11 protein-coding genes and 1 tRNA gene are annotated in these 14,109 nt (G+C 61.3%); 5 read left to right on the plus strand and 7 right to left on the minus strand.

Annotated elements, in window-relative coordinates; all coding sequences use genetic code 11:
• Positions 1-20: 20 nt before the first annotated feature.
• Both EAO39_RS12410 and EAO39_RS12415 read right to left on the minus strand, forming a co-directional pair.
• The gene (locus tag EAO39_RS12410; protein ID WP_120967789.1) at positions 21-3,242 is read right to left on the minus strand and encodes an efflux RND transporter permease subunit; all 3,222 of its coding nucleotides are present in this window, start codon (positions 3,240-3,242) and stop codon (positions 21-23) included.
• Position 3,243: 1 nt separating this feature from the next.
• Positions 3,244-4,509 carry an efflux RND transporter periplasmic adaptor subunit gene (locus EAO39_RS12415; protein ID WP_120967791.1) on the minus strand — a complete coding sequence of 422 codons (1,266 nt, stop codon included), beginning with the start codon at positions 4,507-4,509 and terminating at the stop codon, positions 3,244-3,246.
• A gap of 213 nt (positions 4,510-4,722) precedes the next feature.
• On the opposite strand from EAO39_RS12415, the gene msrA reads away from it, so the two are divergent.
• The 3 genes from msrA to EAO39_RS12430 all read left to right on the plus strand — a co-directional run bounded on the left by msrA (position 4,723) and on the right by EAO39_RS12430 (position 8,248).
• The gene (gene msrA, locus EAO39_RS12420; protein ID WP_120967793.1) at positions 4,723-5,271 is read left to right on the plus strand and encodes a peptide-methionine (S)-S-oxide reductase MsrA; all 549 of its coding nucleotides are present in this window, start codon (positions 4,723-4,725) and stop codon (positions 5,269-5,271) included.
• 144 nt (positions 5,272-5,415) lie between these two features.
• A complete protein-coding gene (locus EAO39_RS12425) occupies positions 5,416-5,913 on the plus strand; it encodes a hypothetical protein (RefSeq protein ID WP_162989546.1) in 498 nt (165 codons plus the stop codon).
• Between the two features lie 328 nt (positions 5,914-6,241).
• The gene (locus tag EAO39_RS12430) at positions 6,242-8,248 is read left to right on the plus strand and encodes a TonB-dependent receptor (protein WP_240467104.1); all 2,007 of its coding nucleotides are present in this window, start codon (positions 6,242-6,244) and stop codon (positions 8,246-8,248) included.
• Positions 8,249-8,275: 27 nt separating this feature from the next.
• Here EAO39_RS12430 and EAO39_RS12435 read toward each other — a convergent pair whose 3' ends face one another.
• Both EAO39_RS12435 and pdxH read right to left on the minus strand, forming a co-directional pair.
• Positions 8,276-9,361, minus strand: a complete 1,086-nt coding sequence (locus EAO39_RS12435; RefSeq protein ID WP_120967797.1) for a site-specific integrase — start codon at positions 9,359-9,361, stop codon at positions 8,276-8,278.
• A gap of 369 nt (positions 9,362-9,730) precedes the next feature.
• Positions 9,731-10,378 (minus strand): pyridoxamine 5'-phosphate oxidase, encoded by a 648-nt coding sequence (gene pdxH / locus EAO39_RS12440; RefSeq protein ID WP_120967799.1) that lies wholly within the window; start codon positions 10,376-10,378, stop codon positions 9,731-9,733.
• A 61-nt stretch (positions 10,379-10,439) separates the two neighbouring features.
• On the opposite strand from pdxH, the gene EAO39_RS12445 reads away from it, so the two are divergent.
• A complete protein-coding gene (locus tag EAO39_RS12445) occupies positions 10,440-11,045 on the plus strand; it encodes an NTP transferase domain-containing protein (protein WP_120971024.1) in 606 nt (201 codons plus the stop codon).
• Between the two features lie 56 nt (positions 11,046-11,101).
• Here EAO39_RS12445 and EAO39_RS12450 read toward each other — a convergent pair whose 3' ends face one another.
• The 3 genes from EAO39_RS12450 to EAO39_RS12460 all read right to left on the minus strand — a co-directional run bounded on the left by EAO39_RS12450 (position 11,102) and on the right by EAO39_RS12460 (position 13,605).
• On the minus strand, positions 11,102-11,713 hold the full coding sequence (locus tag EAO39_RS12450; protein ID WP_120971026.1) for a superoxide dismutase family protein: 612 nt from the start codon (positions 11,711-11,713) through the stop codon (positions 11,102-11,104).
• Positions 11,714-11,884: 171 nt separating this feature from the next.
• Positions 11,885-12,490 (minus strand): gamma-glutamylcyclotransferase, encoded by a 606-nt coding sequence (locus EAO39_RS12455; RefSeq protein ID WP_120971028.1) that lies wholly within the window; start codon positions 12,488-12,490, stop codon positions 11,885-11,887.
• Positions 12,491-12,666: 176 nt separating this feature from the next.
• Positions 12,667-13,605: a Dyp-type peroxidase gene (locus EAO39_RS12460; protein ID WP_120971030.1), complete on the minus strand. Its 939-nt coding sequence runs from the start codon at positions 13,603-13,605 to the stop codon at positions 12,667-12,669.
• A gap of 195 nt (positions 13,606-13,800) precedes the next feature.
• Between EAO39_RS12460 and EAO39_RS12465 the strand changes: the two genes are divergently transcribed.
• A tRNA-Val gene (locus tag EAO39_RS12465) sits at positions 13,801-13,877 on the plus strand.
• Positions 13,878-14,109 lie beyond the last annotated feature (232 nt).

Genomic DNA, 14,109 nt, shown 5'->3' on the forward strand with positions numbered 1-14,109 from the left:
AAACCAGCGATTCTACGAGCCTAGAGGCCATCGTGCGGCGGCTGGCCGTTTTTTGCGGGGCCGCCAGTCCATTTGCGGCGCAGCCAGACGGAAAAATCATCGAGATAGCAGTAGACCACGGGCACCACGACCAGAGTCAGCAGCGAGGAGGTGATCACGCCGCCGATCACGGCCTGGCCCATGGGCGCGCGCTGCTCCGAACCTTCGGTCACGGCAAAGGCCAGCGGCACCATGCCGAAAATCATGGCCAGCGTGGTCATCAAAATGGGGCGCAGGCGCACGCGGGCGGCCAGCAACAGAGCGTCGGAGCGGGGCAGGCCGGGCGTGGTCTGGCCTGTCGCCTCGTCGCGGTGTGGTTCGCGGGCGCGAATGGCAAAGTCCACCAGCAAAATGGCGTTCTTGGTTACGAGCCCCATCAGCATGACCACCCCGATGATGGAGAACATGGACAGGGCCGAGCCGAACATCAGCAAGGCCAGCACCACGCCTATCAGAGTCAGGGGCAGGGAGGTCATCAGGGCCAGGGGCTGCAGAAAGCTCTTGAACTGGCTGGCCAGAATCATGTAGATGAAGATCACGGCCAGGGCCAGGGCCGAGACCGCATAGCCAAAGGACTCGGCCATGTTCTTGGCCGCGCCGTTGAACTGGAAGCTGTAGCCCGGCGGCATGGCCATCTGCTTGAGCTCGGCCTGGATATCGGCCGTGACCTCGCCCACGGAGCGCATATAGACATTGGCGTTCAGCGCGACCTCGCGGTTCAGGTTGCGGCGGTTGATCTGGCTGGGGCCGCTGCCGGCCTCCACCGTGGCCACCTGGTTCAGGCGCACGATGCGCAAGCTGCCGTCGCCGGCGCTGAGCGCAAACGGCAGGCGTTCCAGGTCCTGGGGCGTGGTACGGGCTTCAGGGGCCAGGCGCACATTGACGTCATAGGTCTGGTCGTCACTGGCGCGCCAGTTGCCCACGGTCTGGCCCGCCACCCAGGTGCGTAGTGCGTTAGCCATGCCGCCCACGGACAGGCCCAGATCGGCCGCCGCATCGCGGTTGATACGGATGTCCACCATGGGTTTGTTGGGTTTGAGGCTGGAGTCCAGGTCCACCAGACCGGGAATGGTGCGAATCCTGTCCTGCAGCTGCAGGCTCAGGCGCTCAAGCTGGCCCAGGTCTGCGCCCACCAGAGACAGCTCGATCTGCTTTTGCCCGCCCACGTTGTCGCGCTGGCCCACATGGGTGACGGTGATGCCGGCGACGGCGCCGAGCCGGGTGCGCAATTCCTCGGAGATGGTGTCCACGCTGCGGTGGCGCTGATGTCTATCGCTCAGGCGTATATAGATGCTGGCCGAGTTCTTGCCGTTGGCACTGGCCGAGTTGATGGTGGTCAGCGCATAGCGCAGCTCAGGCAGGGTTTTGAGAATGTCGTTGACCTGCACGGCCTTGGCCTCCGTCGCCTCAATGGACGAGCCCACGGGCGTGGTAAAGCTCACCGCCGTTTCGGAGTAATCGGCCTTGGGCACGAATTCGGTGCCAAGCAAGGGTACAAGGGCGATGCTTGCTATGAAAGTCAAGAACGCCAGCAACAGCGTGAGCAGCTTGTGGGCCAGAGACCAGCGAAGAATGCTCTGGTAGAGGTCGGACAGCCGGTCGCTGGCGCGCTCCACCCAGGCCGTGAGCCGGCCCAGGGTCTTGTCGTATAGCGATTTTTTCTCGTGCACGCCATGGGCATGGATGGCCGGGTCATGCCAGACGCTGGAGAGCATGGGGTCCAGCGTGAAGCTGACAAACATGGAGATCAGCACGGCCGCCACGATGGTGATGCCGAACTCATGAAAGAACTTGCCTATGATGCCGCCCATAAAGCCTATGGGCAGGAACACGGCCACGATGGACAGCGTGGTGGCCAGCACGGCCAGGCCGATCTCCTGCGTGCCGTCCAGCGAGGCCTGGTAGGCGCTTTTGCCCATTTGCACATGGCGCACGATGTTCTCGCGCACCACGATGGCATCGTCGATCAGCAGGCCCACGCACAGAGAAAGCGCCATCAGCGTGACCATGTTGATGGAAAAGCCGAACCAGTACATGAAGAGAAACGTGCCTATCAGCGCAATCGGCAGGGTCAGGCCCGTGATGACGGTGGAGCGCCAGGAGTTCAGGAACAGAAACACGATCAGGATGGTGAGCGCTGCGCCTTCGATCAAGGTCTGGCGCACATTGTCCACGCCCACGCGGATGGTGCGCGAGGTGTCGCCAATCGCCTGCAAGCGCACGCCGGGGGGCAGTTCGGGGGCGATGGCGGCAAGCGTGGCGTTCAGGCCGTCCACCACTTCTATCGTGTTTTCGTCCTGGGCTTTCTGCACCGACAGCAGCAAGGTGCGGCCGCCGTTGTACAAGGCCAGCGATTGCAGCTCCTGGGCATCGTCCTGTACCCGGGCCAGTTGGCCCACGCGCACCGGGGCGCCCGCGCGCTGGGCGACGATGATGTTGGCAAACTCGGCCGGGCGTTGAATGCGGGCGTCGATCTGCACCACCCGCTCCTGCTCTTTGGAGCGTATGGCGCCTACGGGCAGATCCTGGTTTTCGGCACGCACGGCCTGGGCCACCTGCTCGGGCGTGATGGCATAGGCCTCCAGCGCTTCGGGGTTCAGATAGAGGTTGATTTCGCGCTTGGTTGCGCCCACCAGATTCACGGCGCCCACGCCGCGCACGTTCTCCAGCCGTTTTTTGAGCACCTGATCGGCCCAACTGGTCAGTGCAATCGCATCGGGGGGCGTGACGGCTTGTTCGCTGTTCTGTCCCTTGAGCGCATGTGCATCAGGAAGCACGGCCACCGACCAGACGGCGTTGCTGGAGGGATCAAAGCGTATGACCCGCGGCTCCTTGACTTCGTCGCGCAGCGTAGGGCGCACTGCGGCGACTTTTTCACGCACATCATCGGCGGCGCGGCGCCCGTCGACCTGGAGCTGAAACTCCACGATGACCACGCTGGTGCCTTCATAGCTGCGCGAGGTCAGCGAGTTGATTCCGGCCACCGAGTTGACGCTTTCCTCTATCTTCTTGGTGACCTCGCTCTCCACAATCTCGGGCGAGGCGCCGGGATAGTCCACCGTTACCACCACCACCGGAAACTCGATATTGGGGAACTGATCGACCTTGAGGCGCTGGTAGGAGAAGACGCCCAGTACCACAAAGGCCAGCATGAGCATGGTGGCCAGCACCGGGTTTTTCAGGCTGATACGGGTGAACCACATCTCACTGGCTCCCGGCGGCTGGCTTTGTTGTCGCTTGGGCGCCGCTATTGCTGCTCTGCTCGGCCTGGGCCGCTATCACCACCGCCGTGCCTTCACGCAAACCACCGGTTGCGCCGACCAATACTCGGTCGCCGGCACTCAGGCCCGAGACAATCTGCACCCAGGTGCTGGCTTCATGCGGAGTCTGAGGCCCCAGGACCACGGGTGCCTGCACCACGCGCCACAGCTTGGCGGCGCCGTCCTGGCTCTCTTGCTGGCGCAGCAGTTGCACATACGGCTGGGGCTTGTCGGTCAGCACGGCCGTCAAAGGCAAGGCCAGTTGCTGGGATTGGCCGGTAATCACCAAACCTTGCAAAAACAGGCCAGGGCGCAATTGCGGTGTGCGCTTGTTGCTATCAACTTTGGTTTCTGAAATTTTCAGATAAGCGGCCACGGTGCGCGAACCGGTCTGTGCGCTGGGGTTGATGCGTGCCACCTGGGCTTGCACCGGCTGCAAATCATCCTTGCCCGTGTTGGCACCGCTGGTACCAGGCACCTGTAGCTGGGCGGCCTGGCCGATCTGTACATAAACCGAATCTGCCGGCGCCAGTTGTACCTGTACTTCGAGTTGGCGGCCATCCACGATTTCCAGCAGCTTGGCTTCCACGCCCACGCGCTCGCCGTCTTGCACAAAGCGCTGGGCTATCTGTCCGTCCATGGGCGAGGTGATCACGGTGTCGGTCACGCTTTTACGCGCGGCGTCAGTGGCGGCCTGGGCGGCAGAGAGATTGGCCTGGGCACCATCGAGATTGGCAGCCGAGGTCAGCAGCGCGGTTCTGGAGATGAAACCCTTGTCCACCAGAGCCAGATTGTTGTCCTGCTGGCGCTGGGCGATGGCCAGCTGGGCCTTGGCGGCATCGGCCTGTTTTTGGGCCTGGCGCCAGCGGGCGTCCACCTCGGTGGCGTCGATGCGGGCCAGGATCTGGCCTTTTTTCACGCTATCGCCTTCGCGCACCTGCAACTCGCGCAGCTGGCCGGCCACATAGGCTTTGACCACGGCCGAGTTCACCGCCTGTACCACGCCATTGACGGGAACCGTGATGTTCAGCGTCAGCGGCTGCAGCTCAAGTACCTCGCCGGCCTGCACCTGGGTGGGCAGCTCGCGCGCTTGCGTGGTCTGCTGCATGGCGGCTTTTTTCTGCTGCTGATGGCTGGCGGCACGCCAGGCGACAAAGCCCAAAACGGCGACAAAAGCCAGGGCCAGAGCCCAGCGGCCGGAACGCTTCATGATGTGTAAAACCTTTTTTGGATTTCTTGTGATGTCGCCGCAACGAGTCTAGCTGTGTCGCTTGTACTGAAATGTTTCAAGGCGCAGCCATGCTAGCTTTTCCGGTAGCTGAAATCCAGGGTGCTAGCCAGTAGGCCGAATGGCTTATATGCGCCCGGCAGGGCCGGCCGGTATGCGCTAACCTTGGGGAAGTTTTAGATTCAAGGAGTGAGCATGGCTGCAGAAACGATTTATCTGGCAGGTGGCTGCTTTTGGTGCACGGAAGCCGTTTTTGACCGCGTGCGCGGAGTCACGGATGTGGAAAGCGGTTATGCCAACGGCCAAACCCCGCAACCGAGCTATGAGCAGATCTGCACCGGCCGCACCGGTCACGCCGAAGTGGTGAAGCTGGAGTTCGACCCAGTCGTCATCAGCCTGCGCGATCTGCTGTTGATCTTTTTCGGCACGCACGACCCGACCACGCTCAACCGCCAGGGCAACGATTCGGGCACGCAGTACCGCAGCGGCATCTACACCACCACGGAAGAGCAAGCCGAGATTGCCAAGGCGCTGATTGCGCAGATGACGGCAGAAGGCGCATACGACGCGCCCATAGTCACCGAAGTCCAGCCCTTGAGCAGCTACTGGCCGGCAGAGGATTACCACCAGGACTATTTTGCGAACAATCCCAGCCAGGGCTATTGCGCCTTTGTGGTGGGCCCCAAGGTGAGCAAGTTTCAGCATGCATTTGGCCGCTGGCAGAAGAACGGGCCAAACACCTGAGCCGCTGAAGTCTTTGCAGGCGCCCAAGTCGCTATACACTCGTGCGCTTTGCTTAATCATTGGCCTAGAGCGCCGGCACCCATAAAAGTGTCGGTGTGAGCCGATGAGCTGATACGGCCCCCTGATCCCGACCTGATTGCCGGTTTGAAATCCTCCATCCACGCTTCCCAGCGCAGCCAGCCCATGGCTGCGACCTCACGCCTGCCGCGTGGGGTCGAGGGCGCGCGCGAGCGATTCTGGGTCAATCGCTGGTTGATGGCTTTGCTGGCGCTGGCCCTGGTGCTGGGGCCGGCTTTGGGGCAGATGCACCGGGTGGTGCACGCGGCCGCGAGTTCCACGGCGGCTTGGTCCGCAAGCACGGCCGGAAATACCTACGGTGGTGCCGCCGTACTTGCCACCGACAGCCATGTCGCCTCGGGCTATGGCTGGATTCACGATCTGTTCGCAGGCCACGGCCCTGCCGAATGTCAGCTGCTCGATGAGCACAACCACGGCTATGCCGGGCCGCCCGCCCTGCAGGCCTTCACGCCTGTGGTGCCGGATACGGCCGTGCCGCTGTTTGTGCTCCAGGCCACGGCGGGTCAGGCCGTTCTGGCGTTTTTTGATGCGCGCGGGCCTCCGCTTCATCACGGCAAGGTTTGAGAGACTTGCTTGCGCTGGTGCGTTGTGAGCGCCGGCCAGGTCCAGGACTAGCCCATCGGGCTTTGGTTTCTCTCCTAGCACTCCCACATTAATAGCAGGTAGCGCATCTACAGCATGCGCTAGCAACCTGTTTCGTTTGAATTTTCAGGCCCGGATGCGCTGATCTAAAGCGTAGCCGCATGGGCAGATGCGCTCGATTGCGCCTGTCAATGCCCGTGCCTGTGTGGAGTTTTTGATGAAGTTGCGTCATTTTTCTACCCGTTTTTCCACGTCGGGCGCCTTGAGCGCGCGCAGTGCCCATGCTGTTTTAGGCATGGCGGCGGCGGTCATGGTTCCTGCCGCCATGGCCCAGGAAGCCAAGGAGGCCGAAGCAACGCTGAGCGAGGTGACCGTCTCCACCAGCGGCTTGCCCGCTGCCGATATGGCCACGCCCGTGCAAGTACTGGATTCAGAGCAATTGCTGCAGCGCCAGGCTGCCACGCTGGGCGAGACCTTGGCTGCCGAGCCCGGCATTCATGCCAGCCACTTTGGCGCAGGTGCCAGCCGCCCGGTGATTCGCGGCATGGATGGCGCCCGCGTCTCCATTCTCAGCGACGGCTCCGAGCTGCTTGATGCCTCCACCGTCAGCCCCGACCATGCGGTGACCAGCGAGCCCATGCTGGCTACGCAAATGGAAGTGCTGCGCGGCCCTTCGGCTCTGCTCTATAGCGCCGGTGCCATGGGTGGTGTGGTCAATGTGCTGGACGGCAAGATTCCCACCTCGCGTCCGGACAAGAGCGTGCAAGGCTCGGCCCAGTTGCAGGGCAGCACGGCGGCCGGCCAGACAGCGGGGGCTTTTTCGCTGACGGGTGCGGCGCCCAATGCGGATAGCTCGGGTTCCCTGGTATTGCATGCCGAAGGCGTGGCCCGTAACGCGGGCGACTACCGTGTGGGCAGCGGCTGGAGCGACAAAAAAGTGCCTGGCAGCTTCAACCGCACCCAGACCGGCAGCTTGGGTCTGAGCTGGGTGACCGATAAAGGCTATCTGGGCCTGGCCTATACCCGCCAGACCGCGCGCTACGGCCTGCCCGGCCACAGCCATGGCTTCGAAGGCTGCCATACCCATGGCGACCATCTGCATTGCGGTGATGAAGGCGGGCACGAAGGTCATGACCACGGGGCTGAAGCCCATGGAGCAGGGGATGTGCCCGTGGTGGAGCTGACCAGCGAGCGCTGGGATCTGCGCGGCGAATGGCGCAATCCGGCAGCCGGCGTAGCCGCCGTGCGCCTGCGCAGCGGCTTTACCAATTACCGCCATGACGAGGTGGAAGATGGCCAGGTGGCCACCCGTTTCAAGAACCGCGCCCATGATCTGCGCCTGGAAGTCGAGCACGAGCCCCTGGCCGGCTGGCGCGGCACCCTGGGTTTGCAGACCATGAACCGTCGCTTCAGCGCTCAGGGCGAGGAAGCATATGTGCAGCCCACGGATACCCGCCGCGACAGTCTGTATCTGCTTGAAGAGTATCGCTGGCAGGATTGGAGCCTGCAGGCCGCGCTGCGCCATGATCGCCAGCGGGTAGAGGCGCAGCTGACGGACGAGCGCCGCGGCCACAGCGCCACATCGGCCTCGCTGGGTACGGTGTGGAAGTTCCAGCCCGGCTACAGCGCCACGGCTTCGGTGACCTCAGGCAGCCGCATGCCCACGGCCGAAGAGCTGTTTGCCAATGGCTTGCACATGGCCACGGCCACCTACGAGCGCGGCAACGCCAATCTGAGCCGCGAACGCTCGCAGGCGCTGGATCTGGGCCTGGCCAAGACCACGGGCGATACCAAGTGGAAGCTCAACGCCTACCACTACCGTATCAACGACTACATCTACGGCGCCACGCTGGATGCCCACGAAGGTCTGCAGCTGCTGCAATACACCCAGGGCGATGCGCGCTTTACCGGCTGGGAAGCTCAGGTGTCCCAGCGTCTGTCTGCCAGCTGGACGGTGAGCGTGTTTGGCGATGGCGTGCGTGCCCGCCTGGCCAATGGCGAGGCCTTGCCGCGCATTCCCTCGCAGCGCTGGGGCCTGCGCGTCAACACCCGCCTGGCCGGCTGGGATGGCATGGCCGAATGGGTACAAGTGATGCGCCAGAACCGCACGGCAGCGTTTGAGAGCGAAACGGCCGGATACGGAATGCTGAACCTGGGGGCCAGCTATCAGTTCAGGAGTGGAGCCAATACCTGGAGCGTTTACGTCAAGGGCCAGAATCTGACCAACCGCCTGGCCTATGCCGCCACGTCCTTCATCAAGACGGCAGCTCCCTTGACGGGCCGCAATCTGACGGTAGGTGTGAAGCTGGACTTTTAAGCTCCTGGGCTTGCGCCCGCTGCCGCGCTATAAATAGTGTTGCAGGTGGCGCAAGCCTTTGGTGCTTTCCAGCCCGAGCTGGGCAATCACTTCGAGTTCTGGCCTTCCGTTTTTAAGCCATTGCACTACCGCCGTGTTGCGCAGCACCTGGGGGCCGACGCGCAGCAGACGGGTCTTCTGGCTGTCTTCGGGCAAAGCCTGGTGGGCTTTTTGAATGATTTGCGACGCCACATGAAACAGCATGCGCACCGACAGCGGCCCGCCCCGGCGCGAATAAAACACGATGTGATCGCCATCGACCACGAGTGGCCCGCGCTGCTGGTGGCTGAAACGTCGCCAATCGGCCAGCGCCTGGGCCACGTTCTCTGGAATCGCCAACGTGCGCTGCTGGGCAGCGCGCGCACCATCAATGTGCAGCCATTGTGGCGACTCCGCTCCCTGAATCGGCTGCCTGTCTTCACCTTGCACATCGCGCCAGAGCAGGGCGCGTACCTCTTCGGGCGCCAGCGCTAATTCATACAGCAGCAGCATGATGGCGCGGTCTCTGGCGTTCTGATAGCCATCGGCGGCGGGAATATGTCTTGGCAGAGCATTCCACAGCGGGGCAGGCAGGCAGTGGCCTTTGCCATCTTCTGACGGCGGTCGTTCCGCATGCTCTATGCCTCGCGCGGGGTTGTGAGCGATCCAGCCATGCTCGCAAGCGTGGTCGTAAATGCGTTCAAGCAAACGCCAGTAGCGCCTGCGGGTGACTTCGCTGATTTGCCTGTCCGGCTGGTGCAGGGCACGCTGGCCCTGGCGCAGCTGCAAAAAATGCTGCACATCGATGGCCGTGGCTTCATGCCAGTGCTTGGGTTTGACTGGCGTCTTGCTGTTCTGCTTTTTGATAGCAGTCGCTATGGGCGAAGAGGGTGCTGGGCCCGCATCGGCTTGATTGTGCTTGCTTTTGATTGGCAGCTCGCCTGCCAACTGCTGCAACCAGGAAGCCCAGACTTTTTCATAGCTGCCATCGGGGGAGGTATCCAGGCCGTCCCAGCTTTTGCTGCCCTCATGTTCCAGCCAGCCGCGAAACAAAGCGGTGCCTGAGGGCAGCGTGGAGGGCGGGGTTGCTGTCATGGATTGGCTTGGTTGTTGAACAGGGGGTGTGATGATTGAATCTACGCGGAGGAGCGGTAGTGCTTGTTCGCAGGCAGGCTGCTTCATCCGCGTAGGTTGATGCGCTGATTCAAATCCCAATTTGCTTTTTATTGATACTTGGCCTTGTCGATCTTCTGCGTAAGATGATGCGTGAATTATTTTAATGTAACTTACATGGATAGAATTTCCATTTCTAACAATAGTTCATGCCTAATCATTTTGTGATCAAGAAGAGGGGGCTGTGCAAACCTACTTGATGAAATGAGCCCATGGGCATGGAAAAGCGCGGCCCTGTGCCGCGCTTTCATCAAAACTGGGCTGAAATGTCCAGAAATTCTGAGATGCTGATCAGGGCGCCAGGCGCTCACGCAGCCATTGCCCGTCTTCCTCGCGATAGCACAGGCGATCATGCAGGCGGCTTTTACGGCCTTGCCAGAACTCCCAGCGGTCTGGCACCAGGCGAAAACCGCCCCAATGCTCAGGCCGGGGCGGCTTGAGCAGAAACTGGGCACTGTATTTGGCCGCGTTAGCCACCAGCACGCCACGGCCGCTGATGACCTGGCTTTGCGGGCTGGCCCAGGCGCCTATGCGCGAATCCAGCGGTCGGCTGGCAAAGTAGGCGTCGCTTTCCTCGGCGCTGACTTTTTCCACCCGACCTTCTATACGCACCACGCGCTCCAGCTCCACCCAATGAAACTGCAGCGCTGCAAACGGATTGCCCGCCAGTTGCTGGCCTTTGCGGCTGTCGTAATTCGTATACCAGACGATGCCGCGCTCGTCATAGCCTTTGATCAGCACAATGCGGGTGCTGGGGCGCATGTCACCGTTCACGGTGGCCACCGTCATGGCATTGGGTTCGGGCACTTGCGCTTGCACGGCCTCCTGCAGCCATTGATCAAACTGTTTCAAAGGATCGGCGTTGGAGGCGGATTCGCTGAGCTCGGCGCGCTCATAGCTTTTGCGCAGATCGGCGATGGAAGAAGATAAGCTGCTCATGCTTGGCATTGTGCCGCGACTGTCGCGCCACGTTCATGTTCAGGCGCAAGACATCATTGCCATGAGTTCCCACATCACTCTCTCCAAAGACCTTCCCTGCGTGCTGATTCTTGCGGCAGGCAGGGGAGAGCGCTTTCTCGCCTCTGGCGGCAGCACCCACAAACTGGCGGCTGCGCTGGGCAATAGCTCCGTGCTCGAAGCCACATTGGCGGCGGTACAGGCCAGCGGATTGCCATGGCATCTGGAGCGAGGCCCGCATTCGGGCATGGGCGACAGCATTGCCGCCGCCGTGCGTACCACGCATGGCACCAAAGCCAGAGGCGGCTGGCTGATACTGCCGGCCGATCTTCCCCTGGTGCTGCCAACCACCTTGCAAGCCGTTGCCCGTGGCTTGCAGCAAGCCCACAGCGATGCGTTGGCCGTGGTCCAGCCCCTGTACCAGGGCCAAAAAGGGCATCCCGTGGCTTTTTCTCAGGCTGCCGCTGAAAAGTTGATGGCCTTGAGCGGCGATCAGGGTGCCTCCGCTATCGTCCAGCAGGCCCGTGCTGCCGGAAACTTACATATCCTGCCAGTGGATGATGTGGGCGTCGTTTTGGATGTGGACACCGTGACAGCCCTGGAGCAGGCCCGCAAGATCTGGCGTGAGCGCCAGCCAGCGAGCAGGTAAATGTCCATTAAAAAGGGCTGAAATATCAGCCCTTTTGCTTGAATCCCATTTGAAAATCAGGCACCGCGCTGAATCACGGCACAGGCCAGGCGCGCGCCCGAGTTGCCAGTGGGCTGGGTGGTGTAGTCATCGGGGTCGTTGTGCACAATCAGGCCGCGGCCCAGCACGCCATTGCTTTCGCGGTCCAGCGTAAAGGCGCGAGTCACAAAATCCACCTTGGCCACGCCTTGGGTATCGGCCACCAGGCTGGGTAAGTCGCCCACATGGTGTGCACCAGTACTGCCGGCCTTGCCATGTGCCTGCTGACCGGGGTTGAAGTGTCCCAAGGCGCTCAGACCGTCGCCGCTGGAGCAATCGCCTTTTTCATGGATATGAAAACCGTGCTCGGTATTGGGCGCCAGGCCCGATACGCTGCCTTGTACGCGCACGCTGCCGTCGGCCTGCGGGAAGAACTGAACCACGCCGCTGACAGTGCTGCCCTTGGTCGCTTCCAGGCGTGCAATCGACTGGATTCCCGCCGCCTTGGCATAGCCGCTGCTTGCAGCCGCCCCTGACGCTGCAGCAGTACCGGAGGAAGAGGGCGCAGAAGTGGAGCAGGCGCCCAGCGCCAGCGTGGCTGCAACGGCCAGGGCAAGCCAGACGGGCTGCAGGGCTGGTGAGTCTTTCATCTTGTCGTCCTTGTGTTGAGCAACTGCCACGCGCTGCATATGCCACTCACGAAAGCAGAGCGGCTAGCGCATGGTAGATATAGCTTGCGGGGGTAAAATTAGTGGAAAAGCCAATCAATGGATACGCAGGTGGCTCCCAATACCATAGCGCACAATGGCTTGGCTCAGGCATTAGTTGGCTGCGTAGCTCAGCAACTTTTGCAAGGCCTTGTCACGAATGCCCATGCGCTGCAGCTCATCAAAGGTCGCCTGGGCGTAGTCGCGCGTCGTGCCATAAATGCCCTGGGCCTGGGCAAAGATGCGCCGGTACTCTTCGGGTGGCAGCTCACCCGTGTGATGCGGGCTTTGGCGCGACAGTGTGAAAGCCAAGGCCTTCACCGTGCCATGGGCCGTCTTGCAAGGCAGCCAGCGCGGGTCATAGACCGCATTGGGCATTTCGCGCTGCCATAGCTGCTTGAGCACGGCGGGTGCATCGGTTTGCGCGATTCTGAAAGCCATGCCCTGACAGCTACCGCCCGAGAGCATGCCAAACACCAGGCCCGGGCACTGGGGCGTGCCGCGGTTGATGGTGCTCCACATCTTGAGAGCACGATGCCAGCCATGGACATGGGCTGTACGCCGCTCACTAAAAGCAAAATCCGGGCGCCAGATCAGCGAGCCGTAGCCGAACACCCATAAATCTTCTGAGCCCCCCCATTGCGACATGGTGTGTTCCAGCATGGGCGTGGCATCACGGTCATGCGCGCAGAAAAGAGAGGGGAAGGGCAGGGCTGACATCGAAAACTCCCACACGAAAAGGCTGGGTAGCTACAAAAGTGCAACTTCGTGCTGCACTGCTGTCTTGTATAACGCAGCCCTGCGCCTGTGGTGCACAGCGGGCGGAAAGTTTGTGCAAAAGCAACAGCCGTCCACCCTCAGTCAGAGGTTCACGTGAGGAAGCTTTCCGGTTTCTTTTAGCCTGCGCTTTTAGGTACTGTGAGTTCACCCAGTTGACGCAAATCCAGCTTTCCGTCGCGCATGGGTGGGCACCACAGATAGCAGCCGGTCAAAGGCTTGGAGAACTTGAACAGGGCGTCGCTGATGCCGTCATCCAGCCCCAGCATGCGGTGCATCTGCGCTTCAAAGGCATCGAAACGATGGCCAAAGGCGGAAAACATCAGACCGCAATGATCTTCCGCTTGCGGGCTAACGCTCCACCAGGGCATGGAGCGACGCACCAGAAAAGCTTCGGGCTCAAAATCTTCCTGGGCAGTGCGCTTGACGTGAGCGGACTCGGGGGCATCTTCCAGCTCTTCGTTGTCGCTGCGGCGGCGACCCATGGCGTTGTCCTGCTCGTGCGTGGCCATGCGCTCGAACGTGGAAAAGTCATGCTCCCACTTTTGAAGCACCCAGCAACTGCCGCCATTGAGCCCATCGCTTAAATCGGCGCACAAGGCAGCAGCCGAGGCATCCTCGTCCTGCGGGTTCTCCGTGCCGTCTTCGTAGCCGGTCAGATCACGGCCGTGGCCGCTTTCCCCCAGTTGATGCAAAAAACTGTCAACAATGTGCCTGACGGCAAAAGCGGGACGCAGGGCCTTGAGCAGCTCACGGGTTTGGGTGAGCACCTCGCCCCGGCCGGGGCCGCGCAGCCAGATGCAAAGCGCCTCTGGTGTGCTGGGGGTTGAAAATTCCGTGCCCTGCAGCGCAGGGAACTCGCGCAGACATGAAATTTCGCAGCCCAGCGCAGCCATCAGCTGCGGGCCCATGCCGACAACTGCGGAACGGCCGTCCACCATAGTTTGCAAGCGTGCCAGTGCGCTGCGCAAGGCTTGTGTATCGCCAGCAATGGAAAAGAAAATGTAGCGGCCGCTGCTGGGAAGTGGGGCCAGAATGCCTGCTTGAGACAGATTCATGGTGTGCATGCAGTTAATCGTTGGGGGGCGATCAGTCTACTGCGCTGCACAGGGCTTCACGCTGACAGCAGGACAGGCGTGAAATGGCGGCCTAGCCTTAGGAAAATGCATGGTCGGCCCTCTTTTTCAGAAAAATGCCGTATTTGGGGAAAACACGGTTTTTGCACTGTTATACTTGCGGCTTCAACAAACGACAGGCGCGTAGCTCAGCTGGTTAGAGCACCACCTTGACATGGTGGGGGTCGTTGGTTCGAGTCCAATCGCGCCTACCAAACATCGCAAGCAAAACCAGTGCTTGCAGCAAAAATGCCCGCTAACTAGCGGGCATTTTTGTTTGTGCGGTACGAAAACCGTTTGTGGAAAACGGCACTCAAACAGATTCTTTGATGCTTTTTTGCATGACGTTGTCTTTTTAAGGCAGTAACTTCTGAGAGCATGCCGTTGCGGCTTGTCACTTTTGGGGCCGCCATGCACACTAAAAGCAGTGTGTATGTGATGCGTCCC

Source organism: Comamonas sp. lk (assembly GCF_900564145.1).
Lineage (GTDB): Bacteria > Pseudomonadota > Gammaproteobacteria > Burkholderiales > Burkholderiaceae_C > Comamonas.

What these genes read in the sequence shown, in the direction of transcription:
- EAO39_RS12410 (WP_120967789.1), bottom strand. Translation starts at nt 3,242, where the DNA reads ATGTGGTTCACCCGTATCAGCCTGAAAAACCCGGTGCTGGCCACCATG.
- EAO39_RS12415 (WP_120967791.1), bottom strand. Translation starts at nt 4,509, where the DNA reads ATGAAGCGTTCCGGCCGCTGGGCTCTGGCCCTGGCTTTTGTCGCCGTT.
- msrA (WP_120967793.1), top strand. Translation starts at nt 4,723, where the DNA reads ATGGCTGCAGAAACGATTTATCTGGCAGGTGGCTGCTTTTGGTGCACG.
- EAO39_RS12430 (WP_240467104.1), top strand. Translation starts at nt 6,242, where the DNA reads ATGGTTCCTGCCGCCATGGCCCAGGAAGCCAAGGAGGCCGAAGCAACG.
- EAO39_RS12435 (WP_120967797.1), bottom strand. Translation starts at nt 9,361, where the DNA reads ATGACAGCAACCCCGCCCTCCACGCTGCCCTCAGGCACCGCTTTGTTT.
- pdxH (WP_120967799.1), bottom strand. Translation starts at nt 10,378, where the DNA reads ATGAGCAGCTTATCTTCTTCCATCGCCGATCTGCGCAAAAGCTATGAG.
- EAO39_RS12445 (WP_120971024.1), top strand. Translation starts at nt 10,440, where the DNA reads ATGAGTTCCCACATCACTCTCTCCAAAGACCTTCCCTGCGTGCTGATT.
- EAO39_RS12450 (WP_120971026.1), bottom strand. Translation starts at nt 11,713, where the DNA reads ATGAAAGACTCACCAGCCCTGCAGCCCGTCTGGCTTGCCCTGGCCGTT.
- EAO39_RS12455 (WP_120971028.1), bottom strand. Translation starts at nt 12,490, where the DNA reads ATGTCAGCCCTGCCCTTCCCCTCTCTTTTCTGCGCGCATGACCGTGAT.
- EAO39_RS12460 (WP_120971030.1), bottom strand. Translation starts at nt 13,605, where the DNA reads ATGAATCTGTCTCAAGCAGGCATTCTGGCCCCACTTCCCAGCAGCGGC.